We start from the raw sequence: 25090 nt of genomic DNA, 5'->3' as shown, positions 1-25090 counted from the left end.
GCAGGAGTGGGCGCTATCTCACCGGGTCGTTGACCGCGACGATGCGGACCTCTCGAGCGAGCGGGGTGCGCGCACTCCTGCAGACCGCATCATCGACGACCGGCGGGGCCCGCGGTCGGCGCGGCAGCTCCGATCAGCGCGAGCGGGCGCGGCCGCGGCGCGTGCGCGCGAGCAGCAGCCCCGCCGCGGCGATGAGCGCGACGGCCGCGGCGGTGCCGCCGAAGAGCAGCAGCGCCCCGCCGCTCTCGTACGCGAGGCCCGACACGGCGGCGGCGACGGTCGCGGCGGCGAGTCCGATGCCGCGCAGCAGCCCCTGGGCCGAGCCGGCGCGGGCCGGGTCGACGGCGTGCGCCATGGCCGCGGCGGCGCCGATGAAGGCGAGCGCCTGGCCGGTCGACTCGACGAAGCCCATGCCGGTCGCGACGAACGGGTTCGCCACGACGCCGTACAGCAGCACGATCGGCAGCAGGATCAGCAGCCCGCGCGCGTACGCCGAGACGCCGCCGCGGCGGTCGGCGAGTCGCCCCGCCCACCCGGCGACGAGCACGTACGGCACAGCGAAGAGCGCGTAGCTGAGGGCGGTGAGCACGGGGTCGGCGCCGATGTCGGCCATGAAGCGCGGCCAGACGCCGTCGTAGGCTCCGGTCGGCACCATGACGGCGGCGTAGAGCAGCACGATGCCGACGATGCGCGGGTTGCGCAGCAGGTCGAGGCTCGTGCGCGGGACGCTCGACCCGAACCGCAGGCCTCGGTCGGCGTCGGTGCCGTCGAGCCCGATGACGCCCGCGGCGATGCCGCCGGTGGGGGGATGCGGGTCGTCGCCGACCGCGCGCTCGCTCGCCCCCTGCGCGGTCGCCTCGCGGAACCCCGCCACGACCGGCACGAGGGCGACGAGCACGACGACCGCCGACGCGGCGAGGATCGCCGCCGGCGCGGCCACGGCCAGCGCGAGCCCCGAGGCGAGCGGCCCGACCGCGATGCCGGCGAGCTCCGCGGCGCCGAGGCGCCCCAGTAGCTCGCCACTGCGCGCGGGGTCGAACCGCACGATGAGCGCGCTCGCGGCGATGACGAAGATGCCGAAGCCGAAGCCTCCGATCGCGCGCCCGACGATGAGGTGCCATCCCTCGGTCGCGGCGGCGCTGAGCGCGAGCGAACCGGCCACCATGATGACGCCGATGACGGCCATGAGTCGGGCGTGGCCGCGGTCGGCGGCGGGCGCGACGAGCAGCTCGGCGATGAGCGCGGCGGCGAAGCCCGCCGCGGCGAGGTAGCCGACCTCGGCCGTGCTGACGCCGAGCGAGCCCTGCAGCGAGGGGATGAGCGGGAACACGACGAACGACGCCGACGACAGCAGCACCATCGCGGCGACGACGCTCGGCACGAGCAGCCGCGACGCGCGCGCCCCGCCGGCGTCGTACGCCTCGGTCGCCACGGTCGTGGGCCCCTGCATGGTCGTCATTCTCCCGCTCCAATATTGTCCAACTGGACAATAACGGTAGCACTTCTTATCCGCGCGGACAACGGGCGCGTAGGCTCGAGGCGTGGCAGAACGCAAGAGCTCGGAGGAGCGCCGCGAGCAGATCATCGGCGCGACCCTCCGCATCGTCGCGCGCAAGGGCTTCGCGAGCGTCACCCTGCGCGACGTCGCGACCGAGGTCGGCATCGCGCACGGGCTGATCCGCCACTACTTCGCCGGCCGCGACGAGCTCGTCGCCGCCGCCTTCGACCACGCCGTCACGGCCGAGCTCGCGAGCGACGAGCAGCTGCTCGCCGGGCTCGACCCGATCGCGGCGCTCGCCGCGTGGTTCTCGACCACCCCGGAGGACCACTACCTGGTCTGGATCGACGCGTGGAGCGAAGCCCCGCGCAACCCCGCGCTCGCCGCCGCGCTCGAACGCCACCACCGCGATTGCGAGCGGATCCTCGCCGACGTGATCCGGCGCGCCGTCGCCGCGGGAGCCGCATCCACCGCTGACGTCGACGCCGACTCGCGCATGCTCACGGCGCTCGCCGACGGCTTGGCCGTGCAGGCCCACGCGATGAGCATCGTGGATGCCCGCGAGGCCGACGACATCGTCTTCGGCGCCGTCGAGGCCCGCCTCGCGATCGCGCCCGGCAGCCTCGCGGCGGCGGGCCGCGCGCCGGCGCGCGGCCAGTGGCTCGGCTGAGCCGCACGACGGGGCTATCTCGGCCGAGCATCCGCCCCGCCCGATAGGCTGGGGTGCAATCCCCATCCACCTGAAGGGACCACCATGCCAGCCGCCGTCATCATCGGCGCCCAGTGGGGCGACGAGGGCAAGGGCAAGGCGACCGACCTCCTCGCCGGCCGCATCGACTACGTCGTGAAGTTCAACGGCGGCAACAACGCCGGCCACACGGTCGTCGTCGGCGACGAGAAGTACGCGCTGCACCTGCTGCCGAGCGGCATCCTGACGCCGGGTGTGACGCCGGTCATCGCCAACGGCGTGGTCATCGACATCGAGGTGCTCTTCCAGGAGCTCGACGCGCTCGCGGCCCGCGGCGTCGACGTGTCGAAGCTGCGCATCAGCGCCAACGCGCACGTCATCACGCACTACCACCGCACGCTCGACAAGGTGACCGAGCGCTTCCTCGGCAAGCGGCAGATCGGCACGACCGGTCGCGGCATCGGCCCGACGTACGCCGACAAGATCAACCGCGTGGGCATCCGCATGCAGGATCTGTTCGACGAGAACATCCTGCGCCAGAAGGTCGAGGGCGCCCTCGACCAGAAGAACCACCTGCTCGTGAAGGTCTACAACCGGCGCGCGATCACCGTCGACGAGATCGTCGACGAGTTGCTGTCGTACGCCGAGCGGCTGCGCCCGATGGTCGTCGACACGGCGCTCGAGCTGCACGAGGCGCTCGAGCGCGGTGAGACTGTGCTCTTCGAGGGCGGCCAGGCGACGATGCTCGACGTCGACCACGGCACCTACCCGTTCGTGACGAGCTCGAACGCGACCTCGGGCGGCGCCGCGACCGGCTCGGGCATCGCGCCGAATCGCATCGACCGCGTCATCGGCATCGTGAAGGCGTACACGACGCGCGTCGGCTCCGGCCCCTTCCCGACCGAGCTGTTCGACGAGTCGGGCGAGTTCCTGCGCGCCAACGGCCACGAGTACGGCACGACGACGGGCCGCCCGCGCCGCTGCGGCTGGTACGACGCCCCCATCGCGCGCTACTCGGCGCGCATCAACGGCGTCACCGACTACGTCATGACGAAGCTCGACGTGCTCACCGGGCTCGAGCGCATCCCCGTCTGCGTCGCCTACGACGTCGACGGCGTGCGGTTCGACGAGCTGCCTGTCTCGCAGAGCGACTTCCACCACGCGACGCCCATCTACGAAGAGCTGCCCGGCTGGTCGGAGGACATCTCGGGGGCCCGTACGTTCGACGATCTGCCGAAGACCGCGCAGGAGTACGTGCTCGCCATCGAGGCGATGAGCGGCGCGCGCATCTCGGCGATCGGCGTCGGGCCTGGCCGCGACGAGATCGTCGTGCGCCACGCCCTGCTCGACTAGCGCCCCGCGACCCGCGCCCGCCGCGAGGCAGCGCGAGCGCGCATCCGCCGCACGTGCCGCCCCACTGGGTGCTCGCGGGGCCAGTGCCGCGCGAGCGTGTGGAACCCGCGCCGCCAGCGGTGCAGCATCGGCCGCACGCCGTCGAGCGGTCGCGCCGAGATCGGCACCGTGAGCGCGTCGTCGAAGCGCACGACGGCGGCCGGGCCGAGGTGCACGCTGAGATCCATGTCGTCGTGCACGGCGGCGTCGTGCCGGCACACCTCGCCGCTGATCCGTGACCACGTCGAGGCGCGCAGCGCCATCGCCGAGCCGAAGACGGGCCGGTTGCCGAGCGCCGAGCGCACGAGCGCGAAGTACGGCCCCAGGTAGAGCCGCGAGCGCACGGGCTGCACCTCGCCGTCGTCGGTGACGAGCAGGCCGCTGCCGGTGACCGCCTCCGCCTCCGGATGCTCGGCGAACAGTCGCGCGACCGTGGCGACCCATTCCGGCCCCGGCTGGCTGTCGGCGTCGAGCCGCGCGATGACGGCGCCCCGAGCGGCGTCGTAGCCGGTCGCGCTCGCGATGGGGATGCCCACCTGCGGCTGCTCGACGACGCGCGCGCCGAGCCTGCGCGCGACGTCACCCGAGCCGTCGGAGCTGCCGTTGTCGACCACGATCACCTCGAGCGGGGCGTGCGACTGCGCGGCGAGCATCCGCAGACAGCGCTCGAGGTAGGCGGCGTCGTCGCGCACCGGCACGACCACCGAGATCGCGAGGTCGACGGATGCCGTGCTCGGCTGCGCGGTCCGCTCGGCCTGGTCGGTCATCGGGCTCCCCTTTGTCGTGCGCGGGCTCGCTGCCCGCGGCGCCCCTCGACCCCATCGACCGCTCGCGACGGTGTCAAGCCCCTGTCAGGGTTTTCACCGTCTGCCTACGGTCGCTGGCATGACCACCCTCTCCGCTGCCCCCGCACCGCGGCTCGCTGCGCGCGAGCCGATGGCCATCCCGACCCCCCGCGGCCCCGTGAGCGCGGCGCTCGTCGCCGTCATCACCGGCCCCGTCGGGCAGCCGCCGATCGTGTCGTCGTTCGACGCGCAGGTCGAGCGCGCCGTCATCAACAGCCGCGACATCCTCGTCGACGACGACCTGCAGCTCGCCCTGTTCGTGCTGCACGCCCTCGCCGACACAGGCATCGAGCACGTGGATGCCCGCTGGGCCGACGACGGCATCCTCCGTGACGTGCGCTCGACGCTCGAATCCGCGCTCGACGAGGCGCTGCGTGACCAGCTCGAGCGCCGCGGCGCCCGCGACCTCGACGGCGTCGAGAAGCTCGAGGCCTTCCTCGCCGAGGAGGCGACCGAGGCCGAGCTCGACGAGTTCCTCGCCATCGCCGCCGTCACCGCGCAGGGCGTCATGGCGCCCGAGCTCGTGACGGCGCTGCAGCGCGCGGGCCTCGACTGCGGCACCGGCCACTACGTCGACGCGGTCGACGTGCGCGTGCTCACCGCCCGCACGACGGCGACGATGTACGCCGCGACCGCGCCCGCGCGGCGTCGCCCGCGTGGGGAGGGTTCCGCGACGGAGCCCGCCGTGCCGCTCGCCCTCTGCATCGCCGCCGCCGAGCTGCGGCTCGGGGTGCCCGCCGTGGCGGCTCCGCAGCCCGCGGCCCGCACCGAGGCCCGCAAGCTCGTGCGCGACGCCCGCCGCCTCGCGGAGCACGCCGCCGCGGCGCACGCCCTCGACGCGTGGATGCACGCCGAGAGCGCCCTGCGCCCCTGCGACCTCATCGACGAGGATCGCGTGCTGAGCGCCGCGGCCCTCGCCGTGCGCGAGGCCGAGGTCTCGCAGCTCGAGCCGGCCGGCTGAGCGCGGGCCGGCTCGAGCCAGCGGCGGTCAGCGGCCGATGACCTCGAGCAGCGCCGCGCAGGCCCGCTCGCAGCGGCGGCAGGCCTCAACGCACAGTCGGCAGTGCTCGTGGTGGCCGGCGTGCTGCTCGCACTCGGCGGCGCACGAGCGGCACGCCTCGATGCAGGCCTCCAGCTGCGCTCGCATGATCGAGGAGTGCTCCTCGGGAGCTCCCGCCACGGCCTGCGTCGTCGCGGCGCAGACCGCAGCGCACAGCAGGTCGACGCGCACGCACTCGATCATCTCGGCGGCATTCGGCTCGCTCAGGCACGCGTCGGCGCACACCGTGCACGCCGTCGCGCAGTCGGCGAGGGCCTGCAGCGCCTCGGCGTAGAGGCGGCCCTCATCGCCGGAACGGGGATGGCTGAACGAGATGCGCTCGATGAGCGTCTGGCCGGAAGCGGAATCGGGGGATGCGGTGTGGTCGGTCATGCGCGCACGGTAGCCCCGGGCATCCGAGAGCCCCCACCCCGTTGCCGACCGTCGTCGCGGCCGTTACGGTGCCCCCCGTTCGCGGGCGCGCCTCCGGGCGGGGCGGGGAGTAAAGTGCGCTCCATGGGGGAGCGACGACTGCTGAGTCTCGCCGCGGGCACCGCCGCGGCCGTGCTGCTCGTGGGCGGCATCGGCACCGCCGCGTACGCCGCTGACGTGCGCTCGACCGTCGAGTCGGCGCTCGCGTCGCTCGGTGTCGAGGCGAGCGACGAGCTCGTCGACGACCTCGCCGGCGAGGAGATGCTCGACGACGCGCTCGACGAGGGCGGCGACGAGGGCGATACCGAGGCTGACGAGTCCGAGGGCGACGAGACCAGCGACGGCACCGAGGAGGGCGAGGAGGAGCTCGAGGAGTCGTTCCTCGCCTGGAACGAGCGCGCCGAGCTGTGGCGCACGGCCTTCGCCGAGGTGAAGACCGAGTTCGACGCCTGCCGCGCCGAGGCCGAGGGTGGCAAGGGCGACTGCGCCGTCGCGTTCTCCGGCCGCCTGCAGGTGGCCTTCGCCGAGACGCTCGTGGAGTTCCTGCAGTCGCAGAACGAGGCCATCGCCGCGCTGCCCGAGGAGGAGCGCGCCGCGGCCCAGGCCGAGCTCGACCGCCGCCTCGAGAAGGCCCTCACCAAGCTCGAGCGCACGCAGGAGCGCGTCGACGCCCGCGACGCAGCGCGCCTCGAGCGCGCCCTCGACGAGGTCGAGGCGGAAACCGGTGACGCCGAGACCGAGAGCGGCGAGACCGCCGACGAGTCGAAGCCGGGCAAGCCCGAGAAGTCGGGGAAGCCCGAGAAGCCCGAGAACCCGGGCAACGGCGGCGGGGGCGGCAAGCCCGACCACGCCGGCAAGCCGGGCGGGAAGTGATGCGGGCGAGGGCATCCCTCGCCGTCTCGATCGTCGCGATCGTCGCGCTCGCCCTGACCGCGTGCGCGGGGGTGACGGATGCTGCACCGAGCCCGCACCCGATCCTCGCGAGCGAGCTGCCGAGCGACCTGACGGCGCGCGGCGTGCTGCTCGCGGCGGTGCTGCTCGCCGACGGTGACGTGGAGCAGGCCGTCGCCGATGGCCTCGTGACGCCGGCCGAGGTCGACGAGGCGATCAGAGCCATCGAGGCCGACGAGCTCGACGTGTGGGCGCAGCGCGCCGAGACGGAGCTCGCGGAGGACTGAGCCGGTCGTCGCGTCGACGTGGTGCGCCGACCGCTTCGTCGTGTCGACGGACTCGCCCGTACGATCGGAGCATGGACGACGCGGCCCACGCCGAACTCACCTCGCTGCGCAAGAGCATCGACAACATCGATGCCGCGCTCGTGCACTTGCTCGCCGAGCGGTTCAAGTGCACCCAGGCCGTCGGCCGGCTCAAGGCCACGGTCGGCCTGCCGCCGTCGGATGCCGAGCGCGAGCGCGTGCAGGTCGCGCGGCTGCGTGACCTCGCCGCCGACGCCGAGCTCGACCCGGCCTTCGCCGAGAAGTTCCTCGCGTTCATCGTCGCCGAGGTGATCCACCACCACGAGCAGATCGCCTCGACGGGCGCCGTCGCGACGCACGAGCCGTAGGAGTCACCGGCGGCGCGCGCGGGTTCCCGCCGTCGCGCTCGCGCGAGCGTCGTGCCGTCGGTGCGAGCCGCTAGCGTCGGCACGTGAGCACCCCCGAGAGCATCAGCGGAGCATCCGCCCCCGCATTGTCGGCCCGCGCCCGCGACGGCTGGGTCGCGGCGCAGTTCGCGCTGTCGGGGCTGGTCTGGGGCGCGAGCTTCCTGTTCATCGCGATCGCGCTCACCGGCATGACGTTCGTGCAGGTCGCCGCCGGGCGCGCGCTGCTCGGCGCCGTCACGCTCGGGCTCATCGTGCTCGTCACGCGCGACCGGCTGCCCGCGTGGGGGCGCATCTACGGGCACCTCGCCGTCATCGGCGTCACATTCTGCGTGCTGCCGTACCTGCTGTTCGCGTGGGCGCAGCAGTCGGTCGCCTCCGGGCTCGCGAGCGTCTACAACGCGACGACGCCCATCATGACGGCGATCATCGCGGCGCTCGTGCTGCGGGTCGAGCGGCTCACGCGGGCGCAGGTGCTCGGCATCGCGATCGGCATCGTGGGGGTCATCGTCATCATCGGGCCGTGGCGCGGCATCGAGCTCGGCGGCGACCTGCTGCCGCAGCTCGCCATGCTCGGCGCGACCGCCTGTTACGGCTTCAGCCTGTCGTACATGCGGCGGTACCTCACCGACACCGGAGTCTCGGCCGTCGCGTTCACGTTCGTCTACATCGGCGTCGCGGCCGTCGTGCTGCTCGTCGTCACGCCGGTCGTGAGCCCGGTGCCGCTGCGGCTCGACCTCGGCGTCATCGTCGCCATCGTGCTGCTCGGCGCCCTCGGCACCGGATTCGCCTACGTCTGGAACCAGAACGTTGTGCGCGCCTGGGGCGCCACTCGGGCGTCAACCGTCACCTACATCACGCCCGTCGTCGGCGTCGTGCTCGGGATCGTCGTGCTCGGCGAGGTGCTCGTCTGGAACGAGCCCGTCGGCGCCGCGCTCGTCATCGTCGGAGTGCTGCTCGCGCAGCGACGGCTGCGGTGGGGGCGAGTCGGGTTGGGGGCGCGGCGCGCGGGCTGAGGGGCGCCGGTGCGCCGGACGCCGGAGCGCTGGACGCCGGGGCGCCGGACGCGGGATGCGCGGCAGCACTCACTGCGGAAAACGGCACACACCACGGGTTGCGGCGCAGTGAGTGCCGTGAACAGTGGTGTGTGCGGCTCGGGCGGGGGCGCGCGGCTGGGGCGACGGGCGCGGCGCGGGCGCGGCACGCGCGCGGAGCGCGCCGCCGCGCTATGCGGCGCCCTCGGGCACGTGCAGCCTGGCGAGGAAGCGCTCCGCGCCGCGGGGCGTGCGGCGCCGGTCGAGGCGCGACACCGCGACGGTGAGGGCGAAGGCGAGCGGCACCGTCCACGCCGCGGGTTGGGCGAGCGCGGCGAGCATCAACGCGGGCGCACCGCCGGCAGCCGCCAGGAGCGGCCCGAGCAGGATGGCGGTGCCGCACGCGAGGCCGCCGCCGAGCATCCCCGCGATGGCGCCGCGCGCCGTCAGCCCCCGCCACCAGATGCCGAGCACGAGCACCGGGCACAGGGTCGACGCCGTGAAGGCGAACACGAGCCCGACGCTGCCGGCGAGCCCGCCCGGCTCGAGCAGCAGCGCGACGGCGAGCGGCACGAGCGACGAGAGGATCGCGGCGACGCGGAACCCGCGCACCGAGCCGCCGGCGAGCTCCTGCGAGATGACGCCCGCGAGCGAGACGACGAGGCCCGACGAGGTGGAGAGGAAGGCGCCGAAGGCTCCCGCGATGACGAGCGCGGTGAGCAGGTCGCCCAGCCAGCCTCCGACGACCATGCCCGGCAGCACGAGCACGAGCGCGTCGGCCTCGCCCGGCGTCGCCAGCTCGGGGGCGAGCGCCCGCCCCAGCAGCCCCACGATCGTCGGGAACACGTAGAACACCGACAGCAGCCCCAGCACGATGAGGGTCGTGCGGCGAGCGGCCGGCCCGTCGGGGTTCGTGTAGAACCGCACGAGCACGTGCGGCAGCCCCATGGTGCCGAGCAGCAGCGCGACGACGAGCGACGCCGTCGCGTACAGGTCGAGGGATGCGGGGCCCAGCGCCGCCGGGAACGCCCGCGCCGGATCGACGGCCGGCCCGCCCTCGCCCCCCACCGTGATGAGCAGGAAGACCACCGGCACCGCGATCGCCGTGAGCTTGAGCCAGAACTGGAACGCCTGCACGAAAGTGATCGAGCGCATGCCGCCCGCCGCGACGATGAGGCCGACGATCACGGCCACGGCGAGGGCGCCCGTCCAGGACGGCAGTCCCGTCGTGATGCGGATCGTCAGCGCGGCCCCCTGCAGCTGCGGCACGATGTAGAACCACCCGATGAGGATCACGAGCACCGTCGTGATGCGTCGCACCGCGAGCGATTCGAGCCGCGCGCCCGTGAAGTCGGGGATCGTGTACGCCCCCGACCGCCGCAGCGGCGCCGCCACGAACAGCAGCAGCATGAGGTACCCGGCGGTGTACCCGATCGGGAACCACAGCCCGCCCGATCCCTGCAGCAGGATGAGCCCCGCGATGCCGAGCACGCTCGCCGCCGACAGGTACTCGCCACCGATCGCCGAGGCGTTCCACCACGGCCGCACGGTGCGCGAGGCGACGTAGAAGTCTTGCGTCGTGCGCGAGATGCGCAGACCGAAGAAGCCGATGAGCGCGGTCGCGACCGTCACCGCGGCGATCGCGACGTAGCCGATCACCGGGTTCACGGCGCCGCCCCGGCCGTCTCGGGGCCGCCGTCGGACCCCGCGCTGACGAGCGAGCGGAACCCGGCCTCGTTGCGCGTCGACGCGACGAGGAAGATGAGCGCGAAGGCGAGGATCGCCGGATACGCCCCGAACCCGAGCAGCAGCCACGACACCGGCGCCCCGAGCAGCAGCACCCCGTCGAGCGCGGGGGCGGCGGCGAGCACGAGCCAGAGCATCCCGAGGCTCACCACGAAGCCGGTCGCGCAGACGATGGCGAGGCGCAGCTGCGACCGGATGAGCGACCGCACGTAGACGGTCGCCGTGTCGCTGCGCTCGATCGACGGATGCTCCGCCGGGGCCGCGATCGGCTCGCCGGGTCGCGGCGCCGTGACCCGCACACGCGGCAGCGGCGCGGGGCCGGGGCTCGGCGCGGGCTCCGGCCGCTCGTCGGGCCCGCTCACGCTCGCGGCCGGATGCGGTTGGCGGCGACGCGATCGCGCAGCGCCGGCAGCAGGCGTCGGCTCACGGGCAGCTCGGTGCCGCCGACGAGCACGGTCGGGCTGCTCGCGCCGAGCCGCAGTCGCGACACGTGCGCGAGCGACACGAGGTACGAGCGGTGGATGCGCACGAACCCGGCCGCCGCCCACTGCCGCTCGAGGTCGCTCATGGGCACGCGCACGAGGTAGCTGCCGTCGTCGGTGTGCAGGCGCGCGTAGTCGCCCTGCGCCTGCACGTACTGGATGGCGTCCTGCCGGATCATGCGCGTCGTGCCGCCGAGGCTCACCGCGACGAGCGCGGGGGTGGTCGCCGTGGGCGCGGCGGCGGCTGCGGCGCTCGCCGGCACCGTCGTCGACCCGGGGCCGTCGAGGGCGGATGCCCGGGCGGCGGCGGTCCGAGCATCCAGCAGGCGCGTCACGGCGCGATCGAGCCGCTCGGCGCGCACCGGCTTCAGCACGTAGTCGACCGCCGAGAGGTCGAAGGCCTCGAGCGCCCGCTCCTCGTCGGCGGTGACGAACACGAACGGCGGCCGCCGGTCGAAGCGGCCGAGCGCCTGCGCGAGGTCGATGCCGCTGAGACCGGGCATGTGGATGTCGAGGAAGACGGCGTCGACCGCCTCCTGCGTGAGCGTGCGCAGCGCGTCGGCCCCGTTCGAGGCGCGCAGGATGCGCCCGATGCGCGCGTCGTGCCCGAGCAGGTACACCAGCTCGTCGAGCGCGGGCTGCTCGTCGTCGGCGACGAGCACGGTCATCGGGTCGGTCACGGCTGACATCCTCGCACCCGGCTCGCCTCAGCCGGCAGACCGGGGCGCGGTCGTGTTCTGCGGCTGCGACTTCGGCACGCGCATGCGCACGAGCGTGCCCGCGTCGAGGTTCGTCTCGACCACGAGGCCGTGCTCGTCGCCGTAGAGCTGCCGGAGGCGAGCATCCACATTGCGCACCCCCACGTGGTCGGCCGACGGCCGCCCGGCGAGGATGCCCCGCAGGCGCTCGGGATCGATGCCGACCCCGTCGTCCTCGACCTCGACGAGGGCGAACGCGCCGGCGTCGCTCGCGCGGATCGTGATGCGGCCGCCGTCGGGCTTCGGCTCGAGGCCGTGCCGCACCGCGTTCTCGACGAGCGGCTGCACGCTGAGGAACGGGATGACCGTGCTGAGCACCTCGGGCGCGACCTGCAGCGTGAGGGTCAGGCGGTCGCCGAAGCGCGCTCGCTCGAGCTGCAGGTAGCTGTCGACGCTGCGCAGCTCGTCGGCGAGGGTCGTGAAGTCGCCTTGCCGCCGGAACGAGTACCGCGTGAAGTCGGCGAACTCGAGCACGAGGTCGCGGGCGCGCGGCGGGTTCGTCGTGATCGTGGAGGCGATCGCCGTGAGCGCGTTGTAGATGAAGTGCGGGCTGATCTGGCTGCGCAGCGCCTTCACCTCGGCCTCGGCGAGCGCGGCGCGGCTCGCGTCGAGCTCGCCGAGCTCGAGCTGCGCCGCGAGCCACTCGGCCACCTCGCCCGTCGCGCGCACGAGCCCCGGCTTCACCGCGGGCGAAAACGCGACGATCGCGCCTGCGGTGCGATCGCCGGCGATGATCGGGGCGGCCACGGCATCCGTCGCCTGCACCCCGCGGCCGGTCGGGTCGATGCCGCGGAACACCTGCGGCCGGTCGCCCGCCCGCACCTCGGCGGCGAGCCGCTCGGCGGTCGCGCGCAGGTGGTCGGCGAGGCGCTGGTCGGCCGGGCCGGCGTCGATCGCGAGCACGCCGTGGTCGTCGGCGAGCGCGAGCACGCGGCAGTCGAGCAGCTGCCGCAGCGGTCGCACGGCGCGCTGCGGGTCGCCCGAGTCGAGGCCGCCGCGCACGTGCGTCGCCGCCTGGCTCGCCAGGTGCAGCGTCTGGTAGGTGGCCCGCTCGGCGGCCGTGCCCATCTCGCGCGAGAGCCGGATCACGCGCCACGCGACGACGAGCAGCACCGCCGCGGCGACGCCGACGAGCACGCCGACGGCGAGGGCGAGCAGCACTGACTCGGTCATCGGGCTCCACGGTAGGCGATCGGGGCGCGGGGCGGGGGCGCTGGGCGGCGGCCTGCGCGCCGTTCGTCGCACGCACGACGCCGCCCGCCGACGACGAGCGCGCATCCGGATGCCCGTGGCCCGTCATCGGGGGATGCTGACGGGCGTTCCGCCACCAGAATCGGCAGCGTCGCCGTCGTCGCTGCCGCGACCTCTCGAGGAGATCCCATGGGCAACGACGCCCTGAACGTGGAGCACTCGTCCGGCCACTCGGCCGAGGTGTTCCGAGAGACCCAGGAATCGGAGCAGTTTCGGCGCCTGAAGCGCAAGCACCGCAGCTTCGTGCTGCCGGTGACCGCGGCGTGCCTGCTCTGGTACCTCACCTACGTGCTGCTCGCCGGCTACGCCCCAGACTTCATGGCGACGCCGGTGTTCGGCAGCGTCAACATCGGCATCCTGCTGGGCCTGGCCCAGGTCGCGACGACGTTCATCATCACGATGGTCTACGTCTCGTACGCCAACAAGCACCTCGACCCTGACGCCGCGGCCATCCGCGACCGTCTCGAGACGAAGGAGGGCGTGCGCTGATGCTGCAGCTCACCGTCGCTCCGCCGGCCGCGCCCGGCGACCCCATCCTCAACATCGCGATCTTCGGCGTCTTCGTCGCGATCACGATGGTCATCGTGTTCCGCGCCTCGCGGAACAACAAGACCGCCGCCGACTACTACGCCGCCGGCCGCTCGTTCACGGGCGGCCAGAACGGCTCGGCGATCGCGGGCGACTACCTCTCGGCGGCGTCGTTCCTCGGCATCGTCGGCGCGATCGCGCTCAACGGCTACGACGGATTCCTCTACTCCATCGGCTTCCTCGTGGCGTGGGTCGTCGCGCTGCTGCTCGTCGCCGAGCTGCTGCGCAACACCGGCAAGTTCACGATGGCCGACGTGCTCGCGTTCCGCCTCAAGCAGCGCCCCGTGCGCATCGCCGCAGCGATCTCGACCCTCGTCGTCTGCTTCTTCTACCTGCTGGCCCAGATGGCGGGCGCGGGCGGCCTCGTCGCCCTGCTGCTCGGCATCAACGACCGCATCGGCCAGTCGGTCGTCATCGCCGTCGTCGGCGCGCTCATGATCCTCTACGTGCTCGTCGGCGGCATGAAGGGCACCACGTGGGTGCAGATCATCAAGGCGGTGCTGCTCATCGCCGGTGCCGGCATCATGACGATCTGGGTGCTCGCGCTCAACGGCTTCAACCTGTCGACGCTGCTCGACAACGCCGTCGAGACCTCGGGCAACCCGGCCGTGCTCGCGCCGGGCCTGCAGTACGGGCTCAGCGACATCACGCGCCTGGACTTCCTGTCGCTCGGCCTCGCGCTCGTGCTCGGCACCGCGGCCCTGCCGCACGTGCTCATGCGCTTCTACACGGTGCCGACGGCGAAGGAGGCCCGCAAGAGCGTCGTGTGGGCCATCTGGCTCATCGGCATCTTCTACCTGTTCACGCTCGTGCTCGGGTACGGAGCATCCGCCCTCATCGGCGCGGAGCGCATCGCCGCCGCACCGGGCGGACCGAACTCGGCCGCCCCGCTGCTCGCCTTCGAGCTCGGCGGCTCGGTGCTGCTCGGCATCATCTCGGCGATCGCGTTCGCGACGATCCTCGCCGTGGTCGCCGGCCTCACCATCACCGCGGCGGCGTCGTTCTCGCACGACATCTACGCGAGCGTCGTGAAGAAGGGCAACCCCGCACCCGGGGCTGAGGTCAAGGTCGCGCGCCGCACCGTCGTCGTGATCGGCATCGTCGCCATCCTCGGCGGCATCGGCGCGAACGGGCAGAACGTGGCGTTCCTCGTCGCGCTCGCCTTCGCCGTCGCCGCCTCGGCGAACCTGCCGACGATCGTCTACTCGCTGTTCTGGAAGAAGTTCACCACCCAGGGCGCGCTGTGGAGCATGTACGGCGGTCTCGCCTCGGCGATCATCCTCATCTCGCTCTCGCCCGTCGTCTCGGGCGGCGAGCGGTCGATGATCCAGGGCGTCGACTTCGCGATCTTCCCGCTGTCGAACCCCGGCATCGTGTCGATCCCGCTGGCGTTCTTCCTCGGCTGGCTCGGGTCGGTGCTCGACCGCAGCACGGAGGACCCAGCGAAGCAGACCGAGATGGAGGTGCGCTCGCTCACGGGCGTCGGCGCCGAGAAGTCGGTCGCGCACTAGCGACACAGGGTTCGGGGCGGGCGGAAGCCTGGTCCGCCCGCCCCGCAACGACACGGAGGGCCCTCACCGGGTGGTGGTGAGGGCCCTCCGTCGTGCTGCGCTGTCGGGGCGCGGGGCGCGGGGCGCGGCCGCGGCTCAGCGGGTCGCGCGGCCGATCGCGCGGTGCAGCACCTCGAGCGCGAGCGAGCAGGCGAGCGAGGCGCCGACCGCGACGACGAGCAGCTCGGTCGGCGGGGGCGCCGCGAGTTGCAGGAAATCGGTCGCGAGCGGGATCGACAGCACGACCACGAGTCCCGCGTACGCGGCCAGCACGATCGGCAGCGTGACGCGCGAGAGCGGCCGAGCGAGGATCACGAGCACCCACAGCGCCGACAGCGTGAGCGTGATGACCGCGGTCGTCTGCACCTCGTCGGCGGGAGCATCCACTACCGCATACGCGTACGTCACCACCCCGATGACGGTCGCCGCGACGAGCACGCCCGAGGGGATGCAGAACCGCGCCGCCCGGCGCAGGAATCCGGGCCGGTACACGCGCGCGTTCGGCAGCAGCGCGAGCACGATCGCGGGCAGCCCGATCGTGAGCCCGTCGACGACCGACAGCTGCCGGGGCAGGAACGGGAACGGCCACAGCAACGCCCCGAACACGACGGCGAACAGGATCGCGTAGACCGTCTTCGACAGGAACAGCTTCGCCAGCCGCTCGACGTTCGCGATCACCTGCCGCCCCTCGGCGACGATGCGCGGCAGCCGGCTGAACTGCCCGTCGAGCAGCACCAGGCGCGCGACGGCCCGGGTCGCCGGCGCCCCCGACCCCATGGCGATGCCCATGTCAGCGTGCTTGAGCGCGAGCGCGTCGTTGACTCCGTCGCCCGTCATCGCGACGGTGTAGCCCAGCCGCTGCAGCGACTTCACCATCGCCTTCTTCTGCTCCGGGGTGACGCGCCCGAAGACGTGCTCGCGCGCCATGACCTCGTCGAGCTCGGCGACGCCCTCGGGCAGCTGCCGCGCGTCGAAGCCGTCGCCGGCGTGGTCGACGCCCGCCTCGCGCGCGACGGCGGCGACCGTTCTCGGGTCGTCGCCCGAGATGATGCGGATGCTCACCCCCTGCTCGCGGAAGAACTGCAGCGTCTCGTGCGCATCCGCCCGCACCCGCTCGCGGAATGTGACGACGGCGACCGGCTCGAGCCCGGCAGGGAGGACGGCCTCGCGCGCCTCGATCACCCCGTGCTCGTCGGCCCCGGTGCCGGCGACCGTCGTGAGGGCGGCGGTCGAGCGCGCGAGCACGAGCGTGCGCAGGCCGCTCGCGGCGAGCTCGTGGCACTGCGCGAGCGTGGCGTCGACCGCCTCGCCCGTCGACGACCCGAGCACGATGTCGGGGGCGCCGAGCAGCCAGCTGCCGGCGGGGTCGGCGAGCTGCGCGGCGCTCCACTTGCGCTGCGACGAGAACGGCACTCGTGCGACCACGGCGGGAGTCACCGCGGCAGCGGCCGCCGAGCCCGCCCCCGAGCCGAAGCGCTCGCCGAGAGCGCGGGCCGTGGCGTTGGCGTCGCGATCATCCGCGAAGACGGCGAGCGCAGCATCCCACCCCGCCGTGTCAGCCAGAGGCACTACCGAGTCGAGCGCCAGCCCGCCCTCGGTGAGCGTGCCCGTCTTGTCGAGGCAGAGCATGTCGACGCGGGCGAGGCCCTCGACGGCGGCGAGCTCCTGCACGAGCACCTCGCGGCGCGACAGCTTCACGGCGCCGACGGCGAGCGCGACCGAGGTCATGAACACGAGGCCCTGCGGCACCATCGCGATGATGCTCGCGGTCGCCGCGACGACGGCCTCGCGCCAGGCGCCCGACTCCAGCGCGGCCTCCCACCCGCCGACCGCCTGCATCTGCCCGTTGACGACGATCGCGCCGACCGGCAGCAGGCCGATGCTGATCCAGCGGATGATGCGCGCGATCGAGTCGCGCAGCTCGCTGCCGACGAGCGAGAACTGCTTCGCCTCGGCAGTGATGCGGCTCGCATACGAGTCGGCGCCGACGCGGATCACCCGCGCGAGCCCGCTGCCGCCGACGACCATCGACCCCGACAGCAGCTCCCGGCCCGCGGGCGATGGCACCGGGTCGGCCTCGCCGGTCAGCAGCGACTCGTCGACGTCGAGTCCCGACGACTGCAGCACGACGGCGTCGGCGACGACCTGGTCCCCGGCGGCGAGCACGAGCACGTCGTCGAGCACGACGTCGGCGATGGCGACCTCCTCGACCTCGCCGTCATGGTCGTCGGATGCCCGGCGCAGGACTCTCGCCCGCGGAGCGTTGAGCACCGCCAGCCGGCTGAGGGTCACCTTGGCCCGGAACTCCTGCGCGACCCCGATGGCGACGTTGGCGATGACGAAGAAGCCGAACAGGGCATCCTGCCAGTAGCCGAGGGCGAGCAGCACGAGGAAGCTGCCGCCGACGATCGCGTTGAAGAGCGTGAACAGGTTCGCCTGCAGGATGCGCCACAGCGAGCGTCCGGTGTCGTTGGGCAGCGTGTTGATCTCACCGCGGTCGCGTCGCGCGCGCACGTCGGCGCGGCTGAGCCCCGTGATGCTCGTCACGAGCGCGAGCCTAGCCCGCGGGGTCGTTGTCATCGCGCTCCGCCAAGCCGCCGCACGCACTACTGAATGCGGCATGCACGACGGCTCGCGGCGCAGTGAGTGCCGTGAGCAGTAGTGCGTGCGGAACGGCCCGTCGCCCGCTGTGGGCCGGTGGGCCTACCCCCCGACGACCGCGCCGAACCGCTCAGGCAGGGTCGAGCGGTGCGCGTGGCGCAGCTCGGCGTGCGTGAGCGTGAAGCGGTCCTGGATCTCGAGGCCGTCGACCTCGGCATCGGTGACGCCGATGCGCAGCACGGGCACGTCGCGCCCCTCGCACAGGCCGCGGAACTTCACATCGTCTTCGCGGGCCACCGACACGAGCACGCGGGCCTGCGACTCCGCGAGCAGTGCGGCGAGAGCATCCACCCCATCGCGCTCCATGAGCTCGGTGAGCCAGACGCGCGCGCCGACGCCGAAGCGCAAGACACCTTCAGCCAGCGTCGCGAGCAGGCCGCCCTCCGAGAGGTCGTGCGCCGAGGTGACGAGCCCCTCTTCGGCCGCGGCGGCCATGAGGCCGGCGAGGTTCTTCTCGGCCGCGAGGTCGAGCTGCGGCGGCAGGCCGCCGAGGTGGCCGTGCACGACGTCGGCCCACACCGAGCCGTCGAGCTCGTCGCGCGTGGTGCCGAGCAGGTAGAGGTTCTCGCCCTCGTCCTGCCAGCCCGAGGGCAGGCGGCGGTCGACGTGGTCGATGACGCCCATGACGGCGACGACGGGCGTCGGGTGGATGGGCACGTCGCCGGTCTGGTTGTAGAACGACACGTTGCCGCCCGTGACGGGGATGCCCAGCTCAAGGCATGCGTCGGCCAGGCCCGTGACGGCCCGCTCGAACTGCCACATCACCTCGGGGTTCTCGGGGCTGCCGAAGTTGAGGCAGTCGGAGACGGCGAGCGGCGTCGCCCCCGAGGTCGCGACGTTGCGGTACGCCTCGGCGAGCGCGAGCTGCGCGCCCACGTACGGGTCGAGCTGGCAGTAGCGGCCGTTCGCGTCGGTCGCGAGGGCGACGCCGAGGCCGCTCTCCTCGTCGACGCGGATCATGCCGGCGTCGTCGGGCGTCGCGAGGGCCGTGTTGCCCATGACGTAGTAGTCGTACTGGTTGGTGATCCACGCCGTGTCGGCGAGGTTCGGGCCGCCGAGCACCTGCAGCGCCTGCGCGCGCAGCTCGGCGTCGTCGGCCGGCCGGGCGAGTCGAGCGGCGCTGTCGGCCTGCAGAGCATCCAGCCACTCGGGGCGGTGGTAGGGCCGGTGGTAGACGGGGCCGTCGACCGCGACGGTGGTCGGGTCGACGTCGACGATCGTCTCGCCGCGCCAGTGGATGACCAGGCGACCCGTGTCGGTGACCTCGCCGAGCACGCTCGTCTCGACATCCCACTTGGCGGTCACGGCGAGGAACGCCTCGAGCTTCTCGGGCGCGACGATCGCCATCATGCGCTCCTGGCTCTCCGACATGAGGATCTCCTCCGCCGTGAGCGAGGGGTCGCGCAGCAGCACCTGGTCGAGGTCGATCACCATGCCGCCGTCGCCGTTGCTCGCGAGCTCGGAGGTCGCGCACGAGATGCCGGCTGCGCCGAGATCCTGGATGCCCTCCACGAGGTTGCCGCGATACAGCTCGAGGCAGCACTCGATGAGCACCTTCTCGGCGAACGGGTCGCCCACCTGCACGGCCGGGCGCTTCGTCGGTCCGCCCTCGCTGAACGTGTCAGAGGCGAGGATCGACGCGCCGCCGATGCCGTCGCCGCCCGTGCGGGCGCCGAACAGCACGACCTTGTTGCCGACGCCGCGCGCGTTCGCGAGGTGCAGGTCTTCGTGCCGCAGCACGCCGACCGCGAGTGCGTTGACGAGCGGGTTCGCCTGGTACACCGAGTCGAAGACGGTCTCGCCGCCGATGTTGGGCAGCCCGAGGCAGTTGCCGTAGTGGCTGATGCCGCTGACGACGCCGGGCACGACGCGCGCCGTGTCGGGGTGGTCGATGGCGCCGAAGCGCAGAGCATCCATGACCGCCACCGGCCGCGCGCCCATCGAGATGATGTCGCGCACGATGCCTCCGACGCCCGTCGCGGCGCCCTGGAACGGCTCGATGTAGCTCGGGTGGTTGTGGCTCTCGATCTTGAACGTGACCGCCCAGCCCTCGCCGATGTCGACGACGCCGGCGTTCTCGCCCATGCCCACCATGAGGTGGCGCTTCATCTCGTCGCTGACCTTCTGGCCGAACTGGCGCAGGTGCACCTTGCTCGACTTGTACGAGCAGTGCTCGCTCCACATGACGGAGTACATGGCGAGCTCGCCGCTCGTCGGGCGGCGGCCGAGCAGCTGCTTGATGGCCTCATACTCGTCGGCCTTGAGGCCGAGCGCCTCGAACGGCTGGTGCTTGTCGGGCGTCGCGATGGCGTTCTCGACCGTGTCAGGAACGTGCGTGGTGGGGGTGGTCACGGTGGCGAGGGCTCCTGTGTCGAGGGCGTGCCGGATGCCCTCTCAGCCTACCCGCGCGAATGAGCACGCCGACGCGGGGCGGGGTTCGGGGGTCGGGGCCGCTCTCCCCGACCCCCGAGCCGTTCAGTGCCCGGTCGTCGGCAGTGAACGGCATGTGCAGCGCGACTCGGGTCGTCGCCACAGGTTCGCCCAGAATAAGCACACCCGGTGTCGAAGGACGACCTGTCTGTTGACCCCCGTTCGGGGGTGGATGCCCGGCGTCAGCCCTTCGGCACGGGCGGGCCCAGCTGCAGCAGCACGACGAACAGCACCACCACGGCGGCGAGGATCAGCGCGCCCAGCAGGTACGGGTGCCGGAGCATCCACCGGACCAGTCGGTCGAACCAGACCGCGTCACGCGGGTCGTCCGTCGCCTCGCGCCGCCAGTCGCCCTCGAGCCGGCCCGAGCGGTGCGCCCAGATGTCGAACGGCACCGTCGCGTAAGGGATGACCGCGGTGACGACTGCCAGGAGGCCGAGGCCGACGCCCCACCGCTGATTGATCGCCGTGAGCACGGCCGTGGCGCCGTAGGCGAGGAAGACGAAGCCGTGGATGCTGCCGCCGACCCGCACGGCGAGGTCGCCGGTCTCCCCGCCGACGACGGCCCGCGTCACGAGCCCGCCGATGAGGAGGGTCCAGGTGATCGCCTCGGCGATCGCGACGACGCGATAGAGGCGCTTCGGGGTGAGACCAGCGCTGCGAGCGGGGTCCGTGGGGCGGTGCTCGGGCATGAGTCCATTCCACCACCTTGCGCGGGTGTCCGGTCGCGTGGGAGCATCGCCCACCACAACTCAACGGCTCTGTCATGGCTACCGTGCAACCGCGTCTCAGCGATCAACAATCCCGCTGGTGCGTTCGCACCCCGAGCACGAAGGTGACCCATGACATCTCGACCCATCCACGACGCGGACGATTTCGAGCAGCTGACGGCGTCGCTCACGGCGGCGGTGCGCGATCACCCTGCGTTGAGCGGACTCGTGTTCCTCGGGTCGAGCTCGCAGGAGGCCGCGGCTCGGCGCGATGAGTGGTCCGACCACGACTTCTTCGCGATCGCGAATCCGGGGGCCGCGTCCGAGGCCCGCCGCTCCCTCGACTGGCTGCCGCGACAGGAGAACCTCGTTCTCACCGCTCGAGAAGGAGGGATCGGCTTCGTCGCGCTCTACGCCGACGGCCACGTGCTCGAGTTCGCCGTCGGGGATGCCGCGGAGCTGCAGGGCCCCCTTGCCGAGGAGGCGACCGTCGCGGTCGATGACGACCACCATGCGACGCAGCGGCTCATCGCCGACGCCCAGAGCCGTGTGATCGGGATGCCCGCGCCCGACCCTCTCAACGACGCTCGTCTCGTGCTCGTAAAGCTGCTGATCGGCACCGGACGGGTGCGACGGGGCGAGATCATCAACGGAGGACAGTTCATCAGGCAGTGGGCGGTGAAGCACCTGATCTCGGCCGTTCGAGCGAGATCAGCGCTCGCAGAGGGGCGCGAGCCCGCGCCGATCGAGCCGACTCGCAGGTTCGAGACCGACTTCCCCGTCATCGCAGCGGACATCGAGGCCGCGATCGCCCGGCCCGCCGAGGCGGCCGCAGTGCGGCTCTTCGAAGTGACTCGGCGAGTGCTCGAGCCCGGGTGGGACGACTTCCCCTCTGCCGCGGCCGATGCCGTGGCGCGGCGACTCGGGTGGTGACGCCCCGATCCCTCAGGAGAGAACAGAGGCGGTGAGCACGCTCGTGAAGAAGGTCAGACCATCGACGCCCGAGCGCATGGCCTCGCGGGTGTCGGGGCCGAAGCCCGGCTCGACCGCGTGCTCGGGGTGCGGCATGAGGCCCACTACGTTGCCGCGCTCGTTGCGCAGGCCAGCGATGTCGCGCAGCGAGCCGTTCGGGTTCACGTCGAGGTAGCGGAAGGCGACGAGACCCTCGCCCTCGAGCCGGTCGAGCGTCGCCTCGTCGGCGATGTAGCCGCCCTCGCCGTTCTTCAGCGGGATGGTGATCTCCTGCCCGACCTCGAAGCCGTTCGTCCACGCGGAGTCGGTCGACTCGACGCGCAGGCGCTGGTCGCGGCGGATGAAGTCGCCGTGATCGTTGCGGATCAGCCCGCCCGGCAGCAGGTGCGCCTCGACGAGGATCTGGAAGCCGTTGCAGATGCCGAGCACCGGGGTGCCCGCGTTCGCGGCGTCGATGACCTCGGCCATGATCGGCGAGCGGGCCGCGATCGCCCCGCAGCGCAGGTAGTCGCCGTAGCTGAAGCCGCCGGGCAGCACGATCGCGTCGACGCCGTGCAGGTCGTGCTCGCCGTGCCAGAGCGCGACGGGCTCGCCGCCGGCCAGGCGCACGGCCCGCATCGCATCCCGGTCGTCGAGCGAGCCGGGGAAGGTGACGACGCCGACGCGCATCAGGCCGACGCCCCGGCGGTCTCGCCGCGCACCTCGACCGCCACGACATCCTCGATGACGGTGTTGGCGAGCATGTCGGTCGCCACCTTCTCGACGGCGGCGAGCAGCTCGGCGTCGACCTCGCCGTCGACGTGCAGCTCGAAGCGCTTGCCGATGCGCACGTCGCTGATGCGGTCGTGGCCCAGGCGGTGCAGGGCTCCCGCGACGGCCTTGCCGGCCGGGTCGAGCAGCTCGGCCTTCGGCATGACCTCGACGACGATGGTGGGCACGGCGACTCCCGTTCGTTCAGGGGTGGATGCGCCCAGTCTACGCGTGCTCATCCGCGCGCGGCGGCCGCCGGCGGGCGGGCGGCCGGCCGACCTTCGCGTCGCGGCCCCCGCCGTCGACGCGCGCCGTCAGGGGGCGAGCAGCACGTCGGCGCGCTGCAGCGTCGCCGCGATCGCGACCGCGTTGCGCTCGTCGGGGCCGAGCGCCCAGGCGGCCGCCGCATCCGGCGACTTGCCGAACGCGATGTGGCGGGCGATGAGGCGCTCACGGCGCACCGCGTCGTCGACGACGAGGCCCACCGCGAGGTCGAGCAGGTCGGCGACGGGGCCCCACCCGTCGCGCTCCAGCAGCAGGTAGTTGCCCTCGACGATGACGATCGGGCGCTGCGGCGGCAGCGCCACCTCGTCGGGCACCGGCTCCTCGACGGTGCGGTCGAAGCCGGGCGCGAGCACCGTCGACCCGGCGCTCGCCGCGTCGCGCAGGCGGCGCAGCAGCGCGACGAACGCCGCCGCGTCGAACGTGTCGGGGGCGCCCATGCGGTCGCGTCGCCCCAGCTCGACGAGCCGCGCCTGCGGCAGGTGGAAGCCGTCCATCGGCAGCACCACCGCACCGGGCAGCCGGGCGGCGAGCGCGGTGGCGACCGTCGACTTGCCCGCGCCGGGAGCGCCGGCGATGCCGACGAGCACGCGACCGGATGCGGCGGTCGCCGGCCCGGGCATCCGCGCGATGACCGCGGCGAGGGCCTCGATGCCGGCCAGCGTGCGGGCCGACATCAGCCGCGCGGCCCCTGCCGGCGCTCGCGGCGCGGCGCGGCGAGCAGGTGCGGCGGCACCGCCTCGAGCTCAGGGTGCACGCGACCCTCGGCGACCCACGCCCGCACCATCGCGGTGAAGAGCGCCGGGTTCTCGACGTTCCACACGTGGTGCATGCCCGGGGCCAGGCGCACCTCGGCGTGCGGGGCGCGCAGGAAGAAGCGCAGGGCGCCCGTGACGACGCGCGACTCGCGGCCGCCGGCCACCCCGAGGATCGGCACAGGGTTGCCGTCGAAGCCGCCCAGCTCGCTCACCATGCCGGCGTTCGTCTGCTCGACCATGCGGCGGGCGCTGCGCGGGTTGATGCCGACGCCGCCCTCGACGAACGCCTTCAGCGTCTCCGGGTCGAGGTGGTAGCCGCGGCCCATCGTGCTCCAGTAGGCGGCGCTCTGCCACAGCTTCAGCTGCACGCGCGCCAGCCACGACATGAACGGGCCGAGGCCGCGCAGGGGCGCGCCGCTCAGCACCGCGCTGCGCACCGCGCTCGGGTGCCGGGCGACGAGCAGCGCGCCGATGAGGCCGCCGAGCGAGAGGCCGACCACGTGGGCGCGGCCGTCGTGCGCCCGCTCGCGGATGACTGCGGCGATGCGGTCGGCGGTCTCGGCCATCGAGCGCCAGGGCACCTGGTTCGACAGCCCGAAGCCGGGCATGTCGGGCACGAGGTGGTGGAAGTCGGTGAGCTCATCGCGCTGCGGACCCCACATCCAGCCCGAGACGTTGCCGCCGTGCAGGAAGACGACCGTCTCGGCGTCGCGCGGGCCCGACTCGTCGACGTGCAGGCGGCCGGCGGGCACGGCGTCGCCGGGAGTGGGAGCGGAGGGCGCGGAGGTCATAGCCACCCCATAATGCCCGCGAGCTCGGCGTCGTCAACGGCGAACTCGGCCCAGTCGCGGTAGCCGAGCGCACTGGGGTGGAAGTCGTCGCTCGCGAAGAAGCCCTCCGTGTACGGCGGGGGTGGCGGCGACATGTGCGCGCGCTCGCGGGCGATCACGAGCGCCCGCGCCGCCGACTCGAGCGCCTGCGAATGCCGGTACAGGGTGCCGCGCAGCGGCTCGGGCAGCAGCCGGAACCGGAAGAACGCCGGCAGGCTCGACATGAGCACGACCGCGTGCGGGTGCAGCTCGATGGCGCGGTCGAGGATGCGCCGGACATCCCGGGCGAACGCTCGAGCCGACCGCAGGGCGAGCGCGTCGTTCGCGCCGACCGACAGGAACAGCAGATCGACGGGAGCGTCGAGCGCCTCGTCGAGGTGGTCGCGCACGACGTCGCGGGCCGTCGCGCCGTTGCGGCCGCGAGCCCGCCAGTGCACGGGGCGTCCGGTGCGCGCGGCGAGTGCCTCCGCGAGCCGGCCGGCGAGGCCCAGGTCGGCGTGGTCGACGCCGACGCCCGCGGCGGTCGAGTCGCCGAGCACGAGCAGGTGCAGGGGGCGCGAGCCGGGGCTGGTCGCCGCGTCGACGGCGGCGGCGTCGGCGTCGCGCTGCGGGCTCGCGCCGGGCGCCGGAATCGTGCCCTCCCACGGCAGCGGCGCGTCGGGCAGGCGCGGCGTCTCGCGGCGCAGCCGACGCCCCTGACGCAGGATGACCGGCGCCTGTGCGACCGCGATCGCCCTGCTCAGCCGCAGCGCGCGGGGTCGGCGTGGCTCAGTCACCCGCCGAGCCTACGACGC

The 25090-nt window shown here is 73.1% G+C and carries 25 protein-coding genes; 10 read left to right on the top strand and 15 right to left on the bottom strand.

From position 1 onward, the window contains the following. Window positions 1-133: 133 nt before the first annotated feature. Entirely contained in the window at window positions 134-1450 is a 1317-nt protein-coding gene (locus ID804_RS09985; RefSeq protein WP_169078976.1) for an MFS transporter, read from the bottom strand. 91 nt (window positions 1451-1541) lie between these two features. Here ID804_RS09985 and ID804_RS12445 point away from each other — a divergent pair, with 91 nt between their 5' ends. Next, window positions 1542-2168 carry a TetR/AcrR family transcriptional regulator gene (locus ID804_RS12445; protein WP_169078978.1) on the top strand — a complete coding sequence of 209 codons (627 nt, stop codon included), beginning with the start codon at window positions 1542-1544 and terminating at the stop codon, window positions 2166-2168. Window positions 2169-2252: 84 nt separating this feature from the next. After that, on the top strand, window positions 2253-3539 hold the full coding sequence (locus tag ID804_RS09975; protein ID WP_169078980.1) for an adenylosuccinate synthase: 1287 nt from the start codon (window positions 2253-2255) through the stop codon (window positions 3537-3539). Here the strand turns inward: ID804_RS09975 and ID804_RS09970 are convergent. Further along, window positions 3536-4345, bottom strand: coding sequence for a glycosyltransferase family 2 protein (locus ID804_RS09970; RefSeq protein ID WP_169078982.1), 810 nt, complete (start codon window positions 4343-4345; stop codon window positions 3536-3538). The two genes, ID804_RS09975 and ID804_RS09970, sit on opposite strands and share 4 nt — an antisense overlap. Window positions 4346-4463: 118 nt before the next feature. On the opposite strand from ID804_RS09970, the gene ID804_RS09965 reads away from it, so the two are divergent. Then, on the top strand, window positions 4464-5384 hold the full coding sequence (locus tag ID804_RS09965) for a hypothetical protein (protein WP_169078984.1): 921 nt from the start codon (window positions 4464-4466) through the stop codon (window positions 5382-5384). 27 nt (window positions 5385-5411) lie between these two features. Here the strand turns inward: ID804_RS09965 and ID804_RS09960 are convergent, their stop codons facing one another. Continuing rightward, window positions 5412-5855: a four-helix bundle copper-binding protein gene (locus ID804_RS09960; protein WP_169078986.1), complete on the bottom strand. Its 444-nt coding sequence runs from the start codon at window positions 5853-5855 to the stop codon at window positions 5412-5414. A gap of 123 nt (window positions 5856-5978) precedes the next feature. On the opposite strand from ID804_RS09960, the gene ID804_RS09955 reads away from it, so the two are divergent. The 4 genes from ID804_RS09955 (at window position 5979) to ID804_RS09940 (ending at window position 8510) form a co-directional block, all read left to right on the top strand. Beyond that, complete coding sequence (locus tag ID804_RS09955) at window positions 5979-6767, top strand: hypothetical protein (protein WP_169078988.1); 789 nt, start codon at window positions 5979-5981, stop codon at window positions 6765-6767. Further along, window positions 6764-7072 (top strand): chalcone isomerase family protein, encoded by a 309-nt coding sequence (locus tag ID804_RS09950; protein ID WP_169078990.1) that lies wholly within the window; start codon window positions 6764-6766, stop codon window positions 7070-7072. The genes ID804_RS09955 and ID804_RS09950 overlap by 4 nt, the downstream gene beginning before the upstream one ends. A 71-nt stretch (window positions 7073-7143) precedes the next feature. Continuing rightward, window positions 7144-7458 (top strand): chorismate mutase, encoded by a 315-nt coding sequence (locus ID804_RS09945; RefSeq protein WP_169078992.1) that lies wholly within the window; start codon window positions 7144-7146, stop codon window positions 7456-7458. Between the two features lie 83 nt (window positions 7459-7541). Beyond that, window positions 7542-8510 (top strand): DMT family transporter, encoded by a 969-nt coding sequence (locus ID804_RS09940; protein WP_317451255.1) that lies wholly within the window; start codon window positions 7542-7544, stop codon window positions 8508-8510. Between the two features lie 210 nt (window positions 8511-8720). Here the strand turns inward: ID804_RS09940 and ID804_RS09935 are convergent, their stop codons facing one another. The 4 genes from ID804_RS09935 to ID804_RS09920 are packed head-to-tail and all read right to left on the bottom strand — an operon-like array spanning window position 8721 to window position 12687. Beyond that, on the bottom strand, window positions 8721-10196 hold the full coding sequence (locus ID804_RS09935; RefSeq protein WP_169078994.1) for a sodium/solute symporter: 1476 nt from the start codon (window positions 10194-10196) through the stop codon (window positions 8721-8723). Then, window positions 10193-10636, bottom strand: a complete 444-nt coding sequence (locus ID804_RS09930; RefSeq protein WP_169078997.1) for a heavy metal transporter — start codon at window positions 10634-10636, stop codon at window positions 10193-10195. Before ID804_RS09930 ends, ID804_RS09935 begins: the two co-directional genes overlap by 4 nt. Next, window positions 10633-11424: a LytR/AlgR family response regulator transcription factor gene (locus ID804_RS09925; RefSeq protein ID WP_169079758.1), complete on the bottom strand. Its 792-nt coding sequence runs from the start codon at window positions 11422-11424 to the stop codon at window positions 10633-10635. The genes ID804_RS09930 and ID804_RS09925 overlap by 4 nt, the downstream gene beginning before the upstream one ends. A gap of 39 nt (window positions 11425-11463) precedes the next feature. Then, window positions 11464-12687 (bottom strand): sensor histidine kinase, encoded by a 1224-nt coding sequence (locus ID804_RS09920; protein WP_169078999.1) that lies wholly within the window; start codon window positions 12685-12687, stop codon window positions 11464-11466. Window positions 12688-12894: 207 nt separating this feature from the next. On the opposite strand from ID804_RS09920, the gene ID804_RS09915 reads away from it, so the two are divergent. Both ID804_RS09915 and ID804_RS09910 read left to right on the top strand, forming a co-directional pair. Continuing rightward, window positions 12895-13254 (top strand): DUF485 domain-containing protein, encoded by a 360-nt coding sequence (locus ID804_RS09915; protein WP_169079001.1) that lies wholly within the window; start codon window positions 12895-12897, stop codon window positions 13252-13254. Then, entirely contained in the window at window positions 13254-14864 is a 1611-nt protein-coding gene (locus ID804_RS09910) for a solute symporter family protein (RefSeq protein ID WP_169079003.1), read from the top strand. The genes ID804_RS09915 and ID804_RS09910 overlap by 1 nt, the downstream gene beginning before the upstream one ends. A 135-nt stretch (window positions 14865-14999) precedes the next feature. On the opposite strand, the gene ID804_RS09905 is transcribed toward ID804_RS09910, so the two are convergent. From ID804_RS09905 to ID804_RS09895, 3 genes are all read right to left on the bottom strand, one after another. After that, window positions 15000-17450 (bottom strand): HAD-IC family P-type ATPase, encoded by a 2451-nt coding sequence (locus ID804_RS09905; RefSeq protein ID WP_317451254.1) that lies wholly within the window; start codon window positions 17448-17450, stop codon window positions 15000-15002. A 156-nt stretch (window positions 17451-17606) separates the two neighbouring features. Beyond that, a complete protein-coding gene (gene purL, locus ID804_RS09900) occupies window positions 17607-19916 on the bottom strand; it encodes a phosphoribosylformylglycinamidine synthase subunit PurL (protein ID WP_169079007.1) in 2310 nt (769 codons plus the stop codon). A 260-nt stretch (window positions 19917-20176) separates the two neighbouring features. Further along, window positions 20177-20686: a DUF3817 domain-containing protein gene (locus ID804_RS09895; RefSeq protein WP_169079009.1), complete on the bottom strand. Its 510-nt coding sequence runs from the start codon at window positions 20684-20686 to the stop codon at window positions 20177-20179. Window positions 20687-20836: 150 nt separating this feature from the next. Here ID804_RS09895 and ID804_RS09890 point away from each other — a divergent pair, with 150 nt between their 5' ends. After that, entirely contained in the window at window positions 20837-21637 is an 801-nt protein-coding gene (locus tag ID804_RS09890; RefSeq protein WP_169079011.1) for a hypothetical protein, read from the top strand. Window positions 21638-21649: 12 nt separating this feature from the next. On the opposite strand, the gene purQ is transcribed toward ID804_RS09890, so the two are convergent. The 5 genes from purQ to ID804_RS09865 form a co-directional block, all read right to left on the bottom strand. After that, window positions 21650-22345, bottom strand: coding sequence for a phosphoribosylformylglycinamidine synthase subunit PurQ (gene purQ, locus ID804_RS09885; protein ID WP_169079013.1), 696 nt, complete (start codon window positions 22343-22345; stop codon window positions 21650-21652). Further along, window positions 22345-22614, bottom strand: a complete 270-nt coding sequence (gene purS / locus ID804_RS09880) for a phosphoribosylformylglycinamidine synthase subunit PurS (protein WP_169079015.1) — start codon at window positions 22612-22614, stop codon at window positions 22345-22347. Before purS ends, purQ begins: the two co-directional genes overlap by 1 nt. Window positions 22615-22740: 126 nt before the next feature. Then, complete coding sequence (locus ID804_RS09875) at window positions 22741-23385, bottom strand: nucleoside/nucleotide kinase family protein (RefSeq protein WP_211161148.1); 645 nt, start codon at window positions 23383-23385, stop codon at window positions 22741-22743. Further along, window positions 23385-24257, bottom strand: a complete 873-nt coding sequence (locus tag ID804_RS09870; RefSeq protein WP_169079017.1) for an alpha/beta fold hydrolase — start codon at window positions 24255-24257, stop codon at window positions 23385-23387. Before ID804_RS09870 ends, ID804_RS09875 begins: the two co-directional genes overlap by 1 nt. After that, entirely contained in the window at window positions 24254-25072 is an 819-nt protein-coding gene (locus ID804_RS09865) for an SGNH/GDSL hydrolase family protein (protein WP_169079019.1), read from the bottom strand. Before ID804_RS09865 ends, ID804_RS09870 begins: the two co-directional genes overlap by 4 nt. Window positions 25073-25090 lie beyond the last annotated feature (18 nt).

It is taken from the genome of Microcella alkalica (genome assembly GCF_014595885.1).
Classification (GTDB): Bacteria; Actinomycetota; Actinomycetes; order Actinomycetales; family Microbacteriaceae; genus Microcella; species Microcella alkaliphila_B.
Note: the sequence above shows the minus strand (reverse complement) of the source record. Positions and strands in the feature narration are given on the sequence as shown.

What these genes read in the sequence shown, in the direction of transcription:
- ID804_RS09870 (WP_169079017.1), bottom strand. Translation starts at nt 24,257, where the DNA reads ATGACCTCCGCGCCCTCCGCTCCCACTCCCGGCGACGCCGTGCCCGCC.
- purQ (WP_169079013.1), bottom strand. Translation starts at nt 22,345, where the DNA reads ATGCGCGTCGGCGTCGTCACCTTCCCCGGCTCGCTCGACGACCGGGAT.
- ID804_RS09945 (WP_169078992.1), top strand. Translation starts at nt 7,144, where the DNA reads ATGGACGACGCGGCCCACGCCGAACTCACCTCGCTGCGCAAGAGCATC.
- ID804_RS09895 (WP_169079009.1), bottom strand. Translation starts at nt 20,686, where the DNA reads ATGCCCGAGCACCGCCCCACGGACCCCGCTCGCAGCGCTGGTCTCACC.
- ID804_RS09975 (WP_169078980.1), top strand. Translation starts at nt 2,253, where the DNA reads ATGCCAGCCGCCGTCATCATCGGCGCCCAGTGGGGCGACGAGGGCAAG.
- ID804_RS09925 (WP_169079758.1), bottom strand. Translation starts at nt 11,424, where the DNA reads ATGACCGTGCTCGTCGCCGACGACGAGCAGCCCGCGCTCGACGAGCTG.
- ID804_RS09960 (WP_169078986.1), bottom strand. Translation starts at nt 5,855, where the DNA reads ATGACCGACCACACCGCATCCCCCGATTCCGCTTCCGGCCAGACGCTC.
- ID804_RS09985 (WP_169078976.1), bottom strand. Translation starts at nt 1,450, where the DNA reads ATGCAGGGGCCCACGACCGTGGCGACCGAGGCGTACGACGCCGGCGGG.
- ID804_RS09970 (WP_169078982.1), bottom strand. Translation starts at nt 4,345, where the DNA reads ATGACCGACCAGGCCGAGCGGACCGCGCAGCCGAGCACGGCATCCGTC.
- ID804_RS09965 (WP_169078984.1), top strand. Translation starts at nt 4,464, where the DNA reads ATGACCACCCTCTCCGCTGCCCCCGCACCGCGGCTCGCTGCGCGCGAG.
- ID804_RS09910 (WP_169079003.1), top strand. Translation starts at nt 13,254, where the DNA reads ATGCTGCAGCTCACCGTCGCTCCGCCGGCCGCGCCCGGCGACCCCATC.
- ID804_RS09955 (WP_169078988.1), top strand. Translation starts at nt 5,979, where the DNA reads ATGGGGGAGCGACGACTGCTGAGTCTCGCCGCGGGCACCGCCGCGGCC.
- ID804_RS09920 (WP_169078999.1), bottom strand. Translation starts at nt 12,687, where the DNA reads ATGACCGAGTCAGTGCTGCTCGCCCTCGCCGTCGGCGTGCTCGTCGGC.
- ID804_RS09875 (WP_211161148.1), bottom strand. Translation starts at nt 23,385, where the DNA reads ATGTCGGCCCGCACGCTGGCCGGCATCGAGGCCCTCGCCGCGGTCATC.
- ID804_RS09890 (WP_169079011.1), top strand. Translation starts at nt 20,837, where the DNA reads ATGACATCTCGACCCATCCACGACGCGGACGATTTCGAGCAGCTGACG.
- ID804_RS09915 (WP_169079001.1), top strand. Translation starts at nt 12,895, where the DNA reads ATGGGCAACGACGCCCTGAACGTGGAGCACTCGTCCGGCCACTCGGCC.